This is a genomic window from Marinobacterium weihaiense (assembly GCF_019061305.1).
In the GTDB taxonomy this organism is placed as follows: Bacteria; Pseudomonadota; Gammaproteobacteria; order Pseudomonadales; family Balneatricaceae; genus Marinobacterium; species Marinobacterium weihaiense.
In genome coordinates this window covers 19,581-38,497 of record NZ_JAHQZT010000009.1, presented here as the reverse complement: position 1 = coordinate 38,497, position 18,917 = coordinate 19,581, and the positions used below count along the sequence as shown (strand labels likewise).

General features: G+C 60.4%; 16 protein-coding genes. 13 read left to right on the top strand and 3 right to left on the bottom strand.

The genetic code is table 11. The features are described from left to right. The first annotated feature begins 3 nt into the window (after positions 1-3). The 11 genes from serC (at position 4) to KTN04_RS08660 (ending at position 10,792) form a co-directional block, all read left to right on the top strand. A complete protein-coding gene (gene serC / locus KTN04_RS08710) occupies positions 4-1,086 on the top strand; it encodes a 3-phosphoserine/phosphohydroxythreonine transaminase (RefSeq protein WP_217334837.1) in 1,083 nt (360 codons plus the stop codon). A 3-nt stretch (positions 1,087-1,089) separates the two neighbouring features. Beyond that, positions 1,090-1,980, top strand: a complete 891-nt coding sequence (gene pheA / locus KTN04_RS08705; RefSeq protein ID WP_217334836.1) for a chorismate mutase — start codon at positions 1,090-1,092, stop codon at positions 1,978-1,980. 28 nt (positions 1,981-2,008) lie between these two features. Continuing rightward, entirely contained in the window at positions 2,009-3,112 is a 1,104-nt protein-coding gene (gene hisC / locus KTN04_RS08700; protein WP_217334835.1) for a histidinol-phosphate transaminase, read from the top strand. Next, positions 3,106-5,349, top strand: a complete 2,244-nt coding sequence (locus tag KTN04_RS08695; protein WP_217334834.1) for a bifunctional prephenate dehydrogenase/3-phosphoshikimate 1-carboxyvinyltransferase — start codon at positions 3,106-3,108, stop codon at positions 5,347-5,349. Before hisC ends, KTN04_RS08695 begins: the two co-directional genes overlap by 7 nt. Next, positions 5,349-6,044 (top strand): (d)CMP kinase, encoded by a 696-nt coding sequence (gene cmk, locus KTN04_RS08690; protein ID WP_217334833.1) that lies wholly within the window; start codon positions 5,349-5,351, stop codon positions 6,042-6,044. The genes KTN04_RS08695 and cmk overlap by 1 nt, the downstream gene beginning before the upstream one ends. A gap of 27 nt (positions 6,045-6,071) precedes the next feature. Continuing rightward, positions 6,072-7,754 carry a 30S ribosomal protein S1 gene (gene rpsA, locus KTN04_RS08685; protein WP_217334832.1) on the top strand — a complete coding sequence of 561 codons (1,683 nt, stop codon included), beginning with the start codon at positions 6,072-6,074 and terminating at the stop codon, positions 7,752-7,754. A 66-nt stretch (positions 7,755-7,820) separates the two neighbouring features. Further along, the gene (gene ihfB / locus KTN04_RS08680; RefSeq protein ID WP_217334831.1) at positions 7,821-8,117 is read left to right on the top strand and encodes an integration host factor subunit beta; all 297 of its coding nucleotides are present in this window, start codon (positions 7,821-7,823) and stop codon (positions 8,115-8,117) included. Positions 8,118-8,161: 44 nt separating this feature from the next. Beyond that, positions 8,162-8,461, top strand: a complete 300-nt coding sequence (locus KTN04_RS08675; protein ID WP_217334830.1) for a LapA family protein — start codon at positions 8,162-8,164, stop codon at positions 8,459-8,461. A 7-nt stretch (positions 8,462-8,468) separates the two neighbouring features. After that, on the top strand, positions 8,469-9,656 hold the full coding sequence (gene lapB / locus KTN04_RS08670; protein WP_217334829.1) for a lipopolysaccharide assembly protein LapB: 1,188 nt from the start codon (positions 8,469-8,471) through the stop codon (positions 9,654-9,656). An 11-nt stretch (positions 9,657-9,667) separates the two neighbouring features. Further along, positions 9,668-10,387, top strand: a complete 720-nt coding sequence (gene pyrF, locus KTN04_RS08665) for an orotidine-5'-phosphate decarboxylase (protein ID WP_217334828.1) — start codon at positions 9,668-9,670, stop codon at positions 10,385-10,387. Positions 10,388-10,501: 114 nt separating this feature from the next. Then, positions 10,502-10,792, top strand: a complete 291-nt coding sequence (locus KTN04_RS08660; RefSeq protein WP_217334827.1) for a ComEA family DNA-binding protein — start codon at positions 10,502-10,504, stop codon at positions 10,790-10,792. Positions 10,793-10,827: 35 nt separating this feature from the next. Here the strand turns inward: KTN04_RS08660 and KTN04_RS08655 are convergent, their stop codons facing one another. The 3 genes from KTN04_RS08655 to KTN04_RS08645 are packed head-to-tail and all read right to left on the bottom strand — an operon-like array spanning position 10,828 to position 15,097. Next, entirely contained in the window at positions 10,828-11,727 is a 900-nt protein-coding gene (locus tag KTN04_RS08655; RefSeq protein WP_217334826.1) for an AEC family transporter, read from the bottom strand. Positions 11,728-11,772: 45 nt separating this feature from the next. Beyond that, positions 11,773-12,261 (bottom strand): universal stress protein, encoded by a 489-nt coding sequence (locus tag KTN04_RS08650; protein WP_217334825.1) that lies wholly within the window; start codon positions 12,259-12,261, stop codon positions 11,773-11,775. Then, entirely contained in the window at positions 12,248-15,097 is a 2,850-nt protein-coding gene (locus tag KTN04_RS08645) for an FAD-binding and (Fe-S)-binding domain-containing protein (RefSeq protein WP_217334824.1), read from the bottom strand. The genes KTN04_RS08650 and KTN04_RS08645 overlap by 14 nt, the downstream gene beginning before the upstream one ends. Before the next feature lie 164 nt (positions 15,098-15,261). On the opposite strand from KTN04_RS08645, the gene pdhR reads away from it, so the two are divergent. Further along, a complete protein-coding gene (pdhR, locus tag KTN04_RS08640) occupies positions 15,262-16,035 on the top strand; it encodes a pyruvate dehydrogenase complex transcriptional repressor PdhR (RefSeq protein ID WP_217334823.1) in 774 nt (257 codons plus the stop codon). 219 nt (positions 16,036-16,254) lie between these two features. Continuing rightward, complete coding sequence (gene aceE / locus KTN04_RS08635) at positions 16,255-18,900, top strand: pyruvate dehydrogenase (acetyl-transferring), homodimeric type (protein ID WP_217334968.1); 2,646 nt, start codon at positions 16,255-16,257, stop codon at positions 18,898-18,900. Positions 18,901-18,917: the final 17 nt, after the last annotated feature.

The following is an 18,917-nucleotide window of genomic DNA, read 5'->3' as shown; positions in this document are numbered from 1 at the left end:
GATATGACGCGCAAATTCAACTTCAGTGCCGGCCCTGCGGCACTGCCGGAAGAGGTACTGCTGCAGGCGCAGGCCGAGTTGCTGGACTGGCACGATAAGGGCCTGTCAATTATGGAAATGAGCCACCGCAGCGCCGAGTATGTGGGCGTGGCGGCGCAGGCTGAGCAGGACCTGCGTGATCTCATGGGCATTCCGGGCAACTACAAGGTACTGTTCCTGCAGGGCGGTGCCACGGCACAGTTCGGCATGGTGCCAATGAACCTGCTGCGGGGCGCTGAATCGGCCGACTATATCAATACCGGTGTATGGTCCAAGAAGGCGATCAAGGAAGCGCAGCGTTACGGCAAGGTCAACGTAGTGGCCAGCACCGAGGCCAACAGTTTTACATCCGCACCGACCCAGTCTGAACTACAGCTGGACCCGAATGCGGCCTACCTGCACTACACCACCAACGAAACCATTGGTGGGGTCGAGTTTGACTACATTCCCGACAGCAGTGACGTCCCCCTGGTGGCGGATATGTCTTCCGATATCCTCTCGGCTCCGATCGATGTCAGCCGTTTCGGTCTGATTTACGCCGGTGCACAGAAGAACATCGGCCCGGCCGGTTTGACGGTGGTCATTGTGCGTGACGACCTGGTCGGTCAGGTACTTCCGGGTACGCCGAGCATGTATGACTACAAGGTCCATGCTGATGCGGACTCCATGAACAACACGCCGCCGACCTTTGGCTGGTATCTGGCCGGACTGGTATTCCAGTGGCTCAAGCGCCAGGGCGGTGTCGAAGCGATGGCCGAACTGAACCGTCGCAAGGCGGCCAAGCTGTATGCTGCCATCGACGGCAGCGATTTCTACGCCAATCCGGTGGCTATTAACAACCGTTCGATCATGAACGTGCCCTTTACCCTGGCGGACGCGGCGCTGGACAAGCGTTTCCTGGAGCTGGCGGACGCCGAAGGCCTGCTGAACCTGAAGGGGCATCGCTCCGTGGGTGGCATGCGTGCCAGCATCTACAATGCCGTGCCTGAGGCCGCCGTTGATGCCCTGATCGACTTCATGCAGCGCTTCGAGAAGGAGCAGGCCTGAACCATGAGTGGCAATCAACCGCCGGCGGCGGATGCTCAAGAAGCCGAGCTGCGCGTGCTGCGTGACCAGATCGATCGGGTGGACCGTCAGGTCCACCAGCTGCTGAACGATCGCGCCCGGCTGGCGCAGCAGGTTGCAGAAGTCAAGGAGCGCTATCGTGCTGCGGATGAAATCCCAGTGTTCTATCGCCCCGAACGGGAAGCCCAGGTATTACGTGCCGTGATGGCGCGCAACGAGGGGCCGCTGGGGGATGCAACGGTCGCTCGTCTGTTCAGGGAAATCATGTCGGTGTGCCTGGCGCTGGAAGAGCCGATGGATGTGGTCTTCCTCGGCCCCGAAGGCACTTTCACCCAGCAGGCGGCACAGAAACACTTTGGCCAGGCGGCGCAGTGCCATGCGATGGACAGTCTGGAGCAGGTGTTCCGTGCCGTCGAGCAGGGGCGGGCGCATTACGCCGTGGTGCCGATCGAGACTGAAGACGCCGGCCTGATTCGCCACACGCTGGACCTGTTTCGCCGTTTTGATCTCTTCATCTGCGGTGAAGTGGAGCTGTCTCCGGAAGCCTCCAGTGACGCAACCGCTCGCAGTCCGCGTTTTCTGGTGGTCGGACGCGATGCCATTGGCCCCAGCGGCCATGACAAGACCTCCCTGTTGCTGGTCTGTCAGGATGAGCCGGGAGCCCTGCATGACCTGCTGGCACCGTTTCATCGTCGCCGTATCAGCCTGACCCGGCTGGAAACCCGCAGCAGCGGTGAACACGACTGGAAGACGCTGTTCTATATTGACTTTGAAGGGCATAACACCGATGCGGGTGTTCAGGAGCTGCTGGCCGAGCTGAATGGTCTGCAGGTGGAGGTCAAGCACCTCGGCTCCTACCCGAAAGCCGTTCTCTAAAGTCGACCGACCAGAAGGATGTCACCCCATGTCATGTGATTTTATGGCACTGGCGACACTCGGCGTGCAGGGGCTGATGCCCTATGAAGCCGGCAAGCCGGTGAGTGAGCTGGAACGTGAGCTGGGCATCAGCAATATCGTCAAGCTGGCCAGCAACGAAAACCCCCTGGGCCCCAGCGCGTGCGCACTGGCCGCGGCACGGGCCGCTCTGACCGAAGCCACGCGTTACCCCGACAGCAACGGCTTTGAACTCAAGCGAGCCCTGCACCACCATTATGGACTCGATGCCGACCTGCTGACGTTGGGCAACGGCTCCAATGACGTGTTGGAGCTGATTGCGCGCGTGTTTCTCAACCCGGGTGACGAGGTCGTATTCTCGGAATATGCCTTCGCCGTGTATCCGATCGTGACCCAGGCCTGCGGCGCACGTGCCGTCATTGCCCCGGCGCATGAATACGGCCACAACCTGCAGGCCATGGCCGAGGCCATTGGCGAGCGTACCCGCCTGGTGTTCATTGCCAACCCCAACAACCCGACCGGGACCGCACTGCCGCGCGACCAGTTGATCGCGTTTCTGGACGGGGTGCCCGACAACATCGTGGTTGTTCTGGATGAGGCCTATACCGAGTACATGCAGGGGGAGGACATACCGGACGGTCTCGAACTGTTGCCGCACTACCCGAACCTGGTTGTTACACGCACCTTTTCCAAAGCCTGGGGCCTGGCCGGGCTCAGGGTCGGCTTTGCTGCGGCGAGTCCGGACATCACGGACCTGCTCAACCGGGTACGCCAGCCGTTCAATGTTTCTGAACCCGCGCTGGCGGCTGCCTGTGCCGTGCTGGACGATACCGATTACCTGCAACGCAGCGTCGAGGTCAACCGTGCCGGCATGAACCAGCTGGAGCAGGGGCTGATCCGGCAGGGGCTTGGCTTCATTCCCTCCCATGGTAACTTCATCACCGTGGATGTGGCGCGAGAGGCGCAACCGGTATTTGCAGCGCTGCTACGCGAAGGCGTTATCGTGCGTCCGCTGGGCGGCTACCGGATGCCGCATCACCTGCGGGTGAGCATTGGTTTGCCGGAGGAGAATGACCGCTTCCTGCGGGCACTCAAGCAGGTGCTCGCGTGCTGAATTATTCATCGGCTTCACATTACCCGCTGCGCCGGGTTCTGATCATCGGCTTGGGGCTGATCGGCGGCTCTCTCGCCAAAGCCCTGAAGACGCGTGCCTGTGTCGATGAGGTGGTCGGGTCGGATCGCAACGCCGACGAATGCCGCCTCGGGCTCGAACTCGGCGTGATCGACCGGGTGGCGCAGGCCCTGCCGCAGGAAGTGGCCGCGGCCGACCTGATCGTGCTGGCCGTACCGGTTAAGGCGATGGAAAGGGTGCTGGAAGAGATTCGGCCGCACCTGAGACTGCAGACGCTGGTGACGGATGTCGGCAGTACCAAGGGCAACCTGGTGCAGGCTGCGCGGCGCATTTTCGGCCACCTGCCGCCCACCTTCATCCCCGGACATCCCATTGCCGGTGCCGAAAAGAGCGGTGTGCGTGCGTCTGATGCCGACCTGTTCGAACATCACAAGGTGATCCTGACCCCTCTGGCGGATACCGACCCCAATGCCACGCTTGAGCTGGCGCGGTTGTGGCAGGCGGTGGGCGCGGAAGTGTTGCAGATGGAAGTGGATCGTCACGACGAGGTACTGGCCGCAACCAGTCACCTGCCACATCTGCTGGCATTCTCGCTGGTCGATACGCTGGCACGGGAAGAGGAAAATCTGGATATCTTCCGCTATGCCGCCGGCGGCTTTCGCGACTTTACCCGCATTGCCGCCAGTGACCCGACCATGTGGCACGATATCTGTATCGCCAATCGCAGCGCCATTCTGGCCCAGATCGATCGCTACACCACGGGCGTGGCGCGCCTGCGCCAAGCCATCGAGCAGGGCGACAGTGAGGGCATGCTGGGCATTTTTACCCGCGCCAAGGCGGCCCGCGACCACTTTACGCGCCTGCTCAACAAGTCGTCTTATTCATCGAATGATCATACACGGGCCGTACACTTGCGAGCCCAGTCCGGTGGCGAGTTGAGCGGCGAGGTACGCGTGCCCGGTGACAAGTCGATTTCGCACCGCGCCATTATCTTGGCGGCGATTGCCGAAGGCGTTACCGACATTACCGGGTTCCTAGAAAACGAGGACAGCCTGGCGACTTTGCAGGCGCTGCGGGACATGGGCGTTGTGATCGAAGGGCCGCATCAGGGCCAGGTACGGGTATTCGGCGTGGGCTTGCAGGGCCTCAAGCCGCCACCTGGTCCCCTGTATCTGGGGCACTCGGCCACGGCAATGCGACTGCTGGCAGGCGTGCTGGCGGCACAGCCGTTTGATACCGAGTTGTTCGGTGACGAAGCCCTGTGTCAGCGTGACATGACCCGTGTGGTCGAGCCGTTGCGCCGCATGGGGGCACGCATCGAAACCGGGCCGCAGGGTGGTGCGCCCCTGCGCATTCGTGGTGGCCAGACATTGGTCGGCATCGACTACACCCTGCCGGTGGCCAGTGCCCAGGTCAAATCCTGTCTGCTGCTGGCAGGGCTCTGGGCTCAAGGCGAAACCCGCATTCACGAGCCGGTGGCGACACGGGATCATACCGAGCGCATGCTGGCGGCGATGGGGGCCCGACTGGTTGTGGGCGAAGGGCAGGTGTGTCTGCAGCCGCTTCAGGGCCGTCTGAGTGCGACCCGGATCGCGGTGCCCGGTGACATGTCCTGGGCCACGCTGTTCATGCTGGTGGCCGGGGCGGCCCGCACGCGCGGCCAATATCGCCTGCTGGCGGTGGGAATCAACCCCAGCCGCGCCGGCGCATTGGCCGTGCTGCAGCGCATGGGGGCCGGAATCGAGGTGCAGCACCGTGGCGAGCAGCTGGGTGAACCGGTTGCGGACCTGGTCATTACAGCCGCGCAACCGCTGCAGGCTGTGGTGCTGACGGCATTGGACCTGGCCGCGGCGCTGGATGAGCTGCCGCTGTTGCTGGTGGCGGCGGCCGTGGCGGCCGGAAAGAGCCGTTTTACCGGGCTCAAGGCTTTGCTGCACAAGGAAGATGATCCCGTGCATCGCACGGTCGGCATGCTACAGGCGCTGGGCGCCGAGATTGAGCAGGATGACGACAGTATTAGCGTTCAGGGCGGCTCGCTTGCGGGTGGCTGCTTCGAAGCGCAGGGCAGTCTGCGGATGACCATGGCGGCGGTGGCTGCCGGTCTCTGTGGTGCCGAAACCGTAAAAGTGACCCGAGGCGGTGTGCTGCTGGCGGCCTATGCCGATTTTGTCGAGCAGGCACAGCGCGTGGGTCTGAATGTGCATAAGGAGGAGGACTGATGTCCATCCGTGAGAAACAGGTGCCGGTCATCACCGTCGATGGCCCCAGTGGATCGGGCAAGGGTACGATCTGTCAATTGCTGGCGCGCGAGCTGGGATGGGAGCTGCTGGATAGTGGTGCCCTGTATCGGTTGACAGCGCTGGCGGCCCGTCATCACGGCGTTGCACTGGAGGATGTGGAAGCACTGGAAGTACTGGCCGCGCATCTGGACGTGCAGTTCCGGCCGGCCGACGAGGGGCAGGAGATGCAGATCGTGCTGGAAGGTGAAGAGGTGACACATGCCATTCGCAACGAGCGAGTCGGTGAAGATGCGTCTGTTATCGCGGCACTGGGCCCGGTGCGTGCCGCCCTCTTGAACCGCCAGCGCGACTTCGCCCGGGCACCTGGGCTGGTCGCGGACGGCCGTGACATGGGCACGGTGGTGTTCCCGTCGGCCGAACTGAAGATCTATCTGGATGCCAGTGCGGAAGAGCGTGCACAGCGCCGTTATAAGCAGTTGATTAGCAAGGAACCCGGTGCTAGCCTTGATGATATATTGAACGATATCAAGGCACGTGACGCGCGTGACATGAATCGCGTGGTCGCGCCGCTGAAACCGGCGCCGGACGCAGTGAGGCTCGACACCACTCGCATGAGTATTGAAGCGGTGCTCCAAGCCGTACTGGATGAAGCCAGGCACAGAGGGCTGCGTTGATGTAGCCAAACTTGGGAAGGAACGGTAATGAGCGAAAGTTTTGCGGAGCTGTTTGAAGAGAGTTTGAAAGAGCTGGACATGGTACCTGGATCGATCGTGACCGGTACCGTGGTGGCGATCGAGAACGACTTGGTGATCGTCAATGCAGGACTCAAGTCGGAGGGGGTTATCCCGCTGGCGCAGTTCCGTGACGACAAGGGCGAATGCAATATTCAGGTGGGCGACGAGGTGCGTGTTGCACTGGAAACACTTGAAGACGGTTTCGGCTCAACCGTTTTGTCCCGCGAGCGTGCCAAGCGCATCGAGGCCTGGGGCGTGCTCGAGCAGGCGTTCGAGGCCGGCAGCAACGTGCAAGGCCACATTGTGGGTCGGGTGCGTGGCGGTCTGACCGTCAGTGTCAACGGTCTCAATGCCTTCCTGCCCGGTTCTTTGGTGGATGTGCGGCCGCTGCGTGATACCTCCCATCTGGATGGCCAGGAGCTGGAGCTCCGTATCGTCAAGCTGGATGCCCGCAGCAACAATCTGGTGGTATCTCGCCGTGCCGTGCTGGAAGAAGCCTATAGCCAGGAGCGTGAAAAGCTGCTGGAGAAAATGGAAGAAGGTCTGGTAATCAAGGGTATCGTCAAGAACCTGACCGATTACGGTGCCTTCATCGACCTGGGCGGCATTGATGGCCTGCTGCACATCACCGATATCGCCTGGAAACGCGTCAAGCATCCGAGTGAGGTGCTGACCGTGGGTGATGAAATCGACGTCAAGGTGCTGCGCTACGACGCCGAGCGCAAGCGTGTTTCCCTGGGGCTCAAGCAGCTGCAGGAAGATCCCTGGAACAAGTTGGTCGACGAATACAAGGTGGGCAGTCGGGTCACGGCGAAAGTGACCAACCTGACCGACTACGGCTGCTTTGCCGAAATCGCCCCGGGTATCGAAGGTCTGGTGCATGTTTCCGAAATGGACTGGACCAACAAGAACATTCATCCCTCCAAGGTGGTGCAGCTGGGGGATGAGGTCGAGGTCATGATTCTGGACATCGATCAGCAGCGTCGCCGCATCTCGCTGGGCATGAAGCAGTGCCAGGCCAATCCCTGGGAGCAGTTTGCCGGCCAGTATGCCAAGGGTGACGTGATCAAGGGGCGGGTGCGCTCGATCACCGACTTCGGCGTGTTCATCGGGCTGGATGGCGGCATCGATGGCCTGGTGCACCTGTCCGACCTGTCGTGGGACCAGACAGGTGAAGAGGCGATGAAGACCTACAACAAGGGTGATGAAGTTGAAGCGCTGGTCCTGTCGGTTGACCCCGAACGTGAGCGTATCGCGCTGGGCATCAAGCAGCTCAACTCGGACCCCTTCGGCCAGTTTGCCGACGGGCATCCCAAAGGCACGCTGGTGAAAGGTCAGGTTGAGTCCGTCACGCCGCGCCAAGCGGTCATTGCCGTGGCCGAGGGCGTGGAAGCGGTGCTGAAGGTGTCTGAGCTGTCGGAAGAGCATGTGGACGATCTGACCACCGAACTCAAGACGGGGCAGGAAGTCGAAGCGGCCGTATTGAGCATCGATCGTCGCAACCGTGTGCTCAACCTGTCCGTGCGCCAGATGGAGCGGGCTCAGGCCAAGCAGGCAATGAAGACTGTGCAGGCCCAGGCTGAACCGGAACAGGGACCGACGACTATTGGTGATCTGATCAAGCAGCAAATGAAAAAGCAGGATTCCTGATTCACCCACCATCGCTCTAGTCTGGGGCCTCGCATGGCGAGGCCTTCGGTCTGAACCGGAGGCGTTATGACCAAATCAGAGTTGATCGAGCGTTTGATTGATGCCCATCCCGAACTATCGGTGAAGGACGTGGAGCTGGCGGTCAAGACCATGTTGGACCATATGACCGATGCCCTGTCGACGGGCGATCGTATCGAAATTCGCGGTTTCGGAAGCTTCTCGTTACACTATCGTGCCCCACGTATGGGGCGGAACCCTAAAACGGGAGAAGCGGTTCCCCTGGCAGCCAAGTACGTCCCCCACTTCAAACCGGGCAAGGAGCTGCGCGACCAGGTGAACGAAGGGCTAAAAGCCGGTTACTGAATTCGCTGTCATAATAGTGCCGGTCAACTGCAGAGGAATAACGCGTGAACTGGCTGAAAAAACTTGTTTTTACCTTGCTGGCACTGATCGTTGTCGGCATTGGCATTCTGTTTACCATCCACAACACCCAGCCTGTCAGCATCGACCTGGTGTTCTTTACCCTGCCTGAAGCTAGCCTGTCCTTGTGGCTGATTGCGGTCTTTGTCCTGGGAGCGGCCTGCGGGCTTGTGCTGAGCAGTTTTGCGCTGCTGGCGCTGAAAACGCGGCTGCGTTCAGGGCGTCGCAAAGAGCAGCTGCTGCGCAAGGAACTGGATCAATTGCGCACGGCAGGTCTGAAAGACTGATTTTGGCATGTCATCCGATGTCTTGATGATCGTCCCGCTGTTTCTGGCCGTGGGCATCGGCTGGTGGCTGGGACGCTTTCAGGCGTCCCAACACTCCGGTGGCGAGCCGGGACGGCAGGAGCCTGGTCGAGACTATTTCATCGGGCTTGATCATCTGATCAATGATAATACGGATGAAGCGATCGAAAGCTTCATTCGCGCGCTGGAAGTCAATTCTGATACCATTCCTGCCCATCTTGCTCTGGCAAAGTTGTTTCGCCGCAAGGGGGAGGTTGATCGGGCAGTCGGCATCCATCAGACGCTGCTGGCTCGGCCGGATCTGTCGCGTGACGATTCCTTGCGCATTCAGATGGCGCTGGCGCGCGACTATGAGGCGCTGGGTCTGCTGGATCGGGCCGAAAACCTGCTACATGATATCATTCGTCAGGCACCGGAAAGTGCGGTGCGTCATCGCGCCGTCAAGTTGTTGGTAAAGCTCTACGAGAAAGAAAAAGAGTGGCAGGCGGCACTGGATACGGCGCTCGAATTACCGGTGACGGAACGGACCGAGATCGAACGCGAGCTGGCGCACTATTGTTGCGAGCTAGCTGAACGGTACCGGTGTGATGGAAATGTGGCGGCGGCCGAACACAGCCTGCGCCAGGCGCTGTCTCATGACGCCAGCTGCTGCCGCGCCAGCCTGTTGTGGGCACGCCTGCTGATGGCGCAGGCACGCTGGCGCCCGGCCATCAAGTCATTGCAGCAGGTGGTGCTACAGAATGCACGGTTTGTTTCCGAAGCCGTTGTCCCCATGGTGGAGTGCCACCATGCCCTCGGTTCTAACGACGAACTTGAACAACAGCTGCGGCACTGGTTGTCTCGCGCGCCATCGGCCAGCGTTATCATGGCACTGGCCGACCGCATCTGGCAGCGCAAGGATGTCTATGCCGCCGGCACCTTTCTCACGGAAGAGTTGAAAAAGCGTCCCTCGATCAAAGGGTTCAACCGCTTGATCGACATGCATATAGACTATGGCTCCCGCAGCGCCAAACAGAGCCTGAGTGTGCTCAGGGGGCTGACCGGGCAGCTTGAACAGAGTAAACCCATTTATCAGTGCAGCCACTGTGGCTTTGCCGGTCGGGTACTGCATTGGCAGTGTCCGTCCTGCAAGCAGTGGGGCACGACTGGCCCGATACAAGGGCTGGAAGGCGAGTAAGAGAACCCGATATGACCATCGATACCAACCGAATCATTGTTGCCCTGGATTATCCGGATCAGGTGCAGGCCTTGCAGATGGCACGCCAACTGGACCCGTCCGTCTGCCGCGTCAAGGTCGGCAAGGAACTGTTTACCCGCTGTGGCCCGTCTGTCGTGGAGGCGCTGCATGCCCTGGGATTCGATGTCTTTTTGGATCTCAAGTTTCATGACATTCCCAACACCACGGCCCGTGCCGTGCGTGCGGCGGCCGAAATGGGCGTCTGGATGGTGAACGTGCATGCGTCCGGCGGACGCCGCATGATGAGTGCCGCACGCGAGCAGCTGGAGCAGGTACGTGACAACCGTACGCTGCTGATCGGTGTCACCGTACTGACTAGCATGGAGCGTGAGGACCTGGTCGAACTGGGGTTGGATGTGGATCCGATGGAGCAGGTGGTACGCCTGGCCAAGCTGACGCAGGCCTCCGGGCTGGACGGGGTTGTCTGTTCGGCACAGGAAGTGTCGGCGATTCGAGCGGCCATTGAGCAGCCGTTTGCGCTGGTAACACCGGGGATTCGTCCGGCGGATGCCGAGCAGGGTGATCAGCGCCGCATCATGACCCCGGCGCAGGCTATTACCACCGGCAGTGATTACCTGGTCATCGGACGCCCGATTACCCAGGCGGAGGCTCCGGCAGATGTTGCCGCTCGCATACAAGCCGAGGTGGCACAGGCACTTTCACGACACTGAAACTGATCGAGATCAATTCAGGGCGAGGCGGGCCTGTTTTGCAGACCGTTTTGCCCTAGGCTTACAGAGCCGGTCAAGGATGGCTGGCTTTACTCCAAACGAAAGGAAGCAATCATGATCAAGCGTCTGCTTGGCAGCGTTCTGCTGTCCACCTCCCTGCTGTTTTCCCCTTTCTCGCTGGCGGCCGAGCCGGTTGATATCAATACGGCGACTGCGGAACAGATCGCGGCTTCGTTGAACGGCATTGGCCCGGCCAAGGCTCAGGCCATCGTGGATTACCGTGAAACGAACGGTCCCTTCGTGGCTGCCGAGCAGTTGACGGATGTGCGCGGCATCGGTCCTGCCACACTGGAAAAGAATCGCGAATTCATTCTGCTGACGCCTGCACCCACTCCAGCGCAGTAACCTTTCGGGCAGCCGCTCGGCTGCCCGTTTTTTTGTCATCCCGCCCGTAGTGCAAACACCAGTACCAGTGGAATCACCACCAGGCTGCCGATATTGCCCAGCAGGACAATGGATGCCACCTGTTGCGGCTCCTGCTGATAGCGTTCGGCCATCATGTAGTTGAGCACGGCCGGAGGCAGGGCGCCAAAAATCAGCAGATAGCTGAACTGCAGCGGTTCCAGTTGCAGCAGGGGCTGCAATGACAGGGCGACGAGAATGCCGCTCAATGGTGCCAGCAGCGTGCCCCAGAGTCCGATCTTCCAGTTGCTGAAGTCCACACTGGTCATGCGTACGCCCAGTGCGAACAGCATCAGCGGGATGGCAATCTGACCGAGCATGTCAATGGGGACTTGTACCGCATCGGGCAGTGTCCAGTCCAGGGTGCTGAACATCAGGCCGGCAATGGTAGCGATGATCATTGGCATGCGCAGCACGTTGAACGGGTTGGTACGGTGGTCGAGCATATAAATGCCGACGGTGAAATGCAGCAGGTTCTCGACTAGAAACAGCACCACTGCGGCCGGCAGTGCCTGTTCGCCGAAAGCCAGCACCAGCAGCGGGATGCCCAGGTTGCCGCTGTTGTTGAACATCATCGGCGGCAGGAAGGTTTTCAGCTGGACGCCCAGCAGTCGACACAACGGCCAGATCAGCAGGCCCGAGCCGAGCACGACGATAAGCGCTCCAATGGCCAGGCTGGAGTAAGCCGGCAGATCAAAGGATTTGGCGGACATCACCGAGAAAATGAGTGCCGGGCAGAAGACATCGATGTTGATGCGGTTGGCAATCGACATGTCGGTATGCCGTGCCCGGGCGTAGAAGAAGCCGGTGCCGACAATGGCGACAAGGGGGAAAACGGTAAGAAAAATGCGCTCCAGCAGGGCAAGCGTACTGTCCATGAAAAGTCCTTGGGCTGGCCCGAACGAGCCAGCCTGGCTGCCCGGTCAGAGATATTGTTTTCCGGTGGGGACCACATACACGGGAATCCAGGCCGCGCGTATGACCTGGTTTGCCGTGTTGCTGTGGTGGCCGAACCGGTTTTCGGCGCCCATGATGATAACATCTGCCCCCAGTTTTTCAGCCTGTTCCAGAATGGTATCGGCATGAGGACCTTCCGCAACCCTGGGCTCTATCACCGGAAGGTCGTCTTCTGCCAGCGCCGCACATTCATCGATGATGAACTGCCGCACGCGCTCGCGCATCTGCACCAGAACCTTGTCGATGCCTTCATCGTGCATGCGCCTGATCAGGTCTTCCGGCAGATAGTTGCTGATCAGAGCGTGCCCCATTTCGCCAATGGGCTCGATGACATGCAACATGTGAATGCGCGCGCCTGTCATGCGGGCAAGCTGAACGGCGTGGCGAAACACCGGCCGCGAATACTGGTCCAGCGGCGTGGTATACAGGATGGTGTTGATCTCAGGGAGTGACATGAGCAATCTCCTCTTCTGGCTTGGGACGTGAACAGCGGTTGAGCAGGTATACCAGCGAGCGATACTCGATCCCGCTGTGGTGGCTCAGACCGATTTCACAGGTGCGGCTGGTGGAATAACCGCCGTTGCAGTGACGCACCTGAGCCTTCAGGGAGCGCAGTGCATTGGCATTGAGTTCCGGCGTCGAAAAGCCCTTGTCGCCGGCGAAACCGCAGCAGGTGATCTGCTCCGGGACCACCACATCCCGGCTGCAGGCCGACGCGATGCGCTTGAGTGCGGTGTCGAGCCCCTGGCGCTGGCTGCTGCAGGTGACATGCAGTGCGATTGGCTCTTCGACAGGGGTAATGTCGAGCCGTGTCAGGACGAAACGGTCCAGAAAATCGATACTGTCGAAAACCTGCAGCGAGGCCGGCAGCCCTTCCTGCAGGCGCAGGCTGCAGGGGCTGGTGTCGGAATAGATCGGAATCCGCCCGCCATCGCTGGCGTCCAGCAGCTGTTTCATGAGTTCCTGACGCTTGAGGTCGGCGGCCTCGAACATGCCCTTGGACTGGAAGGGCATGCCGCAGCACAGGCTTTCCAGCCGGAGGGGCAGGATGACCTCAAAGCCTGCCTTGTGCAGCAATTGCACCGTTGTGTCCGCCAGTGAAGCGGTTTCAACGCTGCCGCGCATGGGGCCCATGGTGCGGCTGGCGCAGCTGGGCAGATACACGACCTGACCGGCCGGTGTCGGCGCGGGAGTCGCGTCGATCTTAACCCGGGGCGATGCCGTGGGCATAGCCGGGGTCCACTGCTGCACACGGTTGCCGCTGAGCGTGCGAACCCCCCCGGTCAGGCGGCGCATGCGTGCGGTGCCCAGCAGCTGATGAGTACGGTCGGCGGCGCCCAGCAACAGGCGGCTGGTGTGCATGACACCGCCATAGTGCTCGGCCAGCCAGTTGGCCATCGGAGTGCGCGAGATATTGCGATCGTGGCGTATCTGACGGGTCAGGTCGCCGGTGTTGATGCCGACCGGGCAGTTGGTGGAGCAGAGCCCGCAAGCGGCACAGGTGGCGTCGCCCTGATAAGCGTAATCACGTTGCAGCTGCTGCAGACGGTCCGGGTCCTGGCCGCTGCGCTCCAGAGCGCTGATCTCGCGCCAGGCCACAATGCGCTGGCGTGGCGTGAGGGTCAGGTCGCGGGAGGGGCAAACCGGCTCGCAAAAGCCGCATTCAATGCATTTGTCGACCAGCGGGTGTGCGGCCGGCATGGGTTTGAGATTTTTCAGGTGGACCTGTGGATCGTCGTTGAGAATGACGCCGGGGTTGAGGATGCCGGCCGGATCCAGTAGTTGCTTGATCTGTTGCATCAGGCGGTAGCCTTCCGGCCCCCATTCCAGCTCGACGTAGGGGGCCATGTTGCGCCCGGTACCGTGTTCGGCCTTGAGGGAACCGTCATACCGGTTGACCACCAGTTCTGCCACGTCGTCCATCAGGCCTTCATATCGTCGCAGAGCGTCGTCACTTTCAAAGGACTGAGTAAAGACAAAGTGCAGATTGCCCTCCAGAGCATGGCCAAAAATCAGTGCTTCGGGGTAATCCCAGCGCGCGAACAGGCGGTGCAGGTCAGTCACGGCGTCGGCGAGGCGTTCCACCGGGAAGGCGACATCTTCAATGATCACCGTGGTACCCGTGTCACGAACTGCACCGACCGCCGGGAACAGTCCCTTGCGAATGGCCCAGTAGCGGGCGCACGCCTCCGGGTCGGTGCTGAAGGCGTAGGGGTGGCTGATATCCAGTGGTGCCAGTACCGCTTCGATGGCGTCGATCTGGTTCTGCAGAGCCTCCGCGCTGACAGCACGGGTTTCTACCAGCAGCGCGGCGGCATCGTTCGGCAGTTCGCGAATGAAGCCGGGCATGCCCGGTTTGTCTTCCACGGAGCGCAGGCCGGCACGATCCATCAGTTCGACGGCATCCACCGGGGTGGGCTTCAACCTGGCCACGGCTTCGCAGGTGGTGCGAACGCTGTCGAAAAAGATCAGTGCCGACGCCTTGTGCGGGTGGTCGGGCACGGTGTTGTAGGTAATGGAGGCGATGAAACCGAGAGTGCCTTCGGAGCCGATCATCAGGTGTTGAAGAATATCGATCGGGTCGGTGAAATCGATCAGGGCATTGAGTGCGTAGCCGGTGGTGTTTTTGAGACGGTACTTGTGCTCGATGCGCTGTCTCAGTTCCGGGTTGGCACGCGTCAGCTCGGCCAGGGCGGCAAGGCTATCGAGCAGAGCCGGGTGCTGCTCGCGAAAGCGTGCCACCGAGTTTGCATCGCCGGTGTCCAGTACGGCCCCGTTCGGCAGTACCATGCGCATGCTGTGCAGGGTGCGGTAACTGTTCTGAGCGGTACCGCAGCACATGCCGCTGGCATTGTTGGCGGCGATGCCGCCGATGCGAGCCGCATTGATGGAGGCCGGATCCGGGCCGATCTTGCGCTGGAAGGGGGCCAGATAGCGGTTGGCCTGGGCGCCGATGATGCCCGGCTGCAACCGGATGGTATGGGCGTTATCGCCGATGTGATAGTCGGTCCAGCCGTCGCCCAGCTGGACCAGCACCGAGTCGGTAATCGCCTGTCCCGACAGGCTGGTGCCGCTGGCGCGGAAGGTCAGCGAAATGGCGTGCTCGTGCGCCAGGCCGATCAAGTGCGAGACTTCGTCTTCGCTTTCGATACGCACCACGATCTGTGGAATCAGACGATAGAAGCTGGCGTCGGTGCCATAGGCCAAGGTACGCAGCGGGTCGGTTATCAGCCGTTCGGAGGGGATGAAGCGTTGCAGCTGTTCGTGGAAAGCGCGGAACTCAGGTTTCATACAATCACCGATATTGGTAAGACCAATTAACCAGATTGGTTTTATGGACTTTAAGAGTGTCGGCATCGACCTGTCAACGTGATTTTGCATGCGCTTTCTTGAAATATTGGTCAAACCAATTTATTTTCAAGCAGATTGATACCTCTGACAGGACATGAGCAAGTATGGTCTATAAACGCGTCAAGCAGCCGCGTATTTCCGATGTCATCATGCAGCAGCTGGAAACAATGATTCTGGAGGGGACGCTGCAGCCAGGTCAGCGATTGCCGCCCGAGCGGGAGCTGGCGGCACAGTTTGAAGTTTCGCGTCCTTCGGTGCGCGAAGCCATGCAAAAGCTGGCCGCGCGTGGGCTGCTGATCAGCCGCCAGGGCGGCGGCACTTTCGTGTCCGAAGATCTGGGTGCTGGCCTGTCGGATCCGTTGCTGGAGTTGTTCAAGGCTCACCCCGAGTCGCAGTATGACCTGCTGGAGTTTCGTCACGCGCTGGAGGGCGTCAGCGCCTATTATGCGGCGCTGCGCTCGACGCCGGCCGACAAGGCGGCCATTCAGGCCTGCTTCGACCGTCTGCAGGCCTGTCATGACGACAAGTCCTTCGATCGGGAAGTGGCCGCCGACGTCGAGTTCCACCTGGCCATCGCAGCGGCCACCCACAATGTGGTGCTACTGCACATGATGCGGGCCCTGTTCAATCTGCTGCGTCAGCACATCTGGGACAACCTGCAGCAGATCTATCCCGAAGGTGCCATGCGCGAGCGCATCCATGAGCAGCATCAGCTGCTGCTGCAGGCCATTCTGGAATCGAAGCCCGAGGCGGCCCGACAGGCGGCGCATGACCATCTGGCATTTGTCGAGGAGGTGCTGCTGGAACAGGGGCGCGAGCGCACCCGCTTGGAAAGAGCGTTAAGACGGTCTAGTCTGAGCCGAGAGGAGGAGGCTTGACAAGTGTCATAATACTACACAAGGCAGGGTCTTTGTGTGGGTAAACCCCTAGCTCATGGGGCTTTATAGACAAAAGTATGATGCAAATGTAGTATTACTACACATAAAACCACAATAACCGGGACGGCTCGATGTGCTCTCGCGTGCAATCCACGCTGGCGCTGGCTGATCTTGGCACATCCACGCTTACAAGTGATCGGAGAAGGCAAAGTGCGAGACATGATTGAAGATATCGATCCAATCGAAACCCAGGAATGGATGGATGCTCTTGAATCCGTCGCCAAAAACGATGGAGATGAGCGCGCGCGCTACCTGCTGCGCGAGCTGGGCGCCAAGGCGTCTACAATGGGAGTTGATGCGGGCGCCACCATCAATACATCCTATGTGAACACCATTTCGCCACGTGACGAAGTTCGCATGCCGGGCGACCTGTTCATGGAGCGTCGTATCCGCTCTTTCATCCGCTGGAATGCCATGGCGATGGTGATGCGCGCCAACGATAACGAAGATGCGCTTGGCGGTCATATCTCCAGCTTTTCTTCCTCCGCAACACTGTACGATATCGGCTTCAACTACTTCTTCCATGGCCCCGAAGGTCGCGAATCCGACATGGTGTTCTTCCAGGGCCACATCTCCCCGGGGATCTATGCCCGCGCCTACCTGGAAGGCCGTCTGACCGAAGAGCAGCTGGATAACTTCCGCCGTGAAGTGGACGGCAATGGCTTGTCCTCCTACCCGCACCCCTGGCTGATGCCGGACTTCTGGCAGTTCCCGACCGTATCCATGGGTCTGGGACCGATCCAGGCGATCTACCAGGCGCACGTGATGCGTTACCTGTCGGCGCGTGATCTGGTCAAGCGCGGTGATCGCAAGGTCTGGGCCTTCCTGGGCGACGGCGAGTGTGACGAGCCGGAAACCCTGGGTGCCATCTCTCTGGCCGGCCGCGAGCAGCTGGAAAACCTGATCTTCGTGATCAACTGTAACCTGCAGCGTCTGGACGGCCCGGTCCGTGGTAACGGCAAGATCGTGCAGGAGCTGGAAGGCGTCTTCAAGGGTGCTGGCTGGAACGTGATCAAGGTTCTTTGGGGCCGTCACTGGGATCCGCTGTTCGAGAAGGACGAAAAGGGCCTGCTGCGCAAGCGCATGGATGAAGTCTGCGATGGCGAGCTGCAGAACTACAAGGCCAATGGTGGTGCCTACACCCGTGAGCACTTCTTCGGCAAATATCCGGAGCTGGCCGAGATGGTCAAGGATATGTCCGACGACGAGATCATGAACCTGAACCGCGGCGGCCACGACCCGTACAAGGTGTATGCGGCTTACCACCAGGCGTTCCACCACAAGGGGCAGCCGACCGTCATTCTGGCGCAGACCGTCAAGGGCTACGGCACCGGTCAGTCCGGCCAGGCCAAGAATGATACCCACTCGATGAAGAAAGTGGCGCTGGACGACCTCAAGGCGTTCCGCGACAACTTCAACATCCCGCTGTCCGATGACCAGCTCAAGAGCGTGCCGTACTACCGTCCGTCGCCGGATTCTCCGGAGATGAAGTACATGTTCGAGCGCCGCAAGCAGCTGGGTGGTTTCTACCCGGCGCGCCGTACCGAGTTCGAACAGCTGCAGATCCCTGAGCTGGAAGCCTTCAAAGGTCAGCTCAAGTCCAGCGGCGAACGTACCCTGTCCACCCAGATGGCGCTGAACCGTGTGCTCAGCACGCTGGTGAAAGACAAGCAGATGGGTGAGCGCGTGGTGCCGATTGTGCCGGATGAGGCGCGTACTTTCGGTATGGAAGGCATGTTCCGTCAGCTGAGCATCTACTCGTCTGAAGGTCAGCGCTATGTGCCGCACGACTCTGATCAGATCATGTATTACAAGGAGTCCAAAAACGGCCAGATCCTGCAGGAAGGTATCAACGAAGCCGGTGCCATGTCGGCCTGGATTGCCGCGGCGACCTCCTACGCCAACAATGGCTGCGCCATGGTGCCGTTCTACATTTTCTATTCCATGTTCGGTTTCCAGCGCATCATGGACCTGGCTTGGGCGGCCGGTGACTCCCAGGCGCGCGGCTTCCTGATCGGCGCCACTTCCGGCCGTACCACGCTGAACGGTGAGGGCCTGCAGCACCAGGATGGTCACAGCCACCTGATGGCTCAGATGATTCCGAACTGTGTCTCCTACGACCCGACTTACGGCTACGAGCTGGCGGTGATCGTGCAGGACGGCCTGCGCCGCATGTACCAGGAGCAGGAAAACCGCTTCTACTACATCACCACGCTGAACGAGAACTACCAGCATCCGGAAATGCCGCAGGGGGCCGAAGAGGGCATCATCAAAGGCATGTACCTGCTGGAAGAGGGCAAGGCATCCGATCTCAAGGTGCAGCTGATGGGCTGTGGTTCCATTCTGCGCGAAGTACGCGAAGCGGCGACCATTCTGCGTGATGAATTTGGTGTCGAGGCGGATGTCTGGAGCACCACGTCCATCAATGAGCTGCGCCGTGATGCCCAGGCTGTCAGCCGCTGGAACCTGCTGCATCCGGAAGAAGAGGCGCGCAAGTCCTATGTGGAAGAGTGCCTGGAAGGGCATGAAGGTCCGGTTGTCGCTTCGACTGATTACATCCGCATGTACGCCGATCAGCTGCGTGAATACATCCCGCGCCGCTACAAGGTGCTGGGCACCGACGGTTTCGGTCGTTCGGACACCCGTGGCAAGCTGCGCGAGTTCTTCGAAGTCAACCGCTACTATGTGGTGGTCGCGGCACTTAAGGCGCTGCAGGAAGAAGGCAAGCTGGAGGCTTCGGTTGTCGCCAAGGCCATTCAGACGTTCAACATCAACCCGGAGAGGCCGGCGCCCTGGACACTGTAAGTGACGGGCGAGTGAAC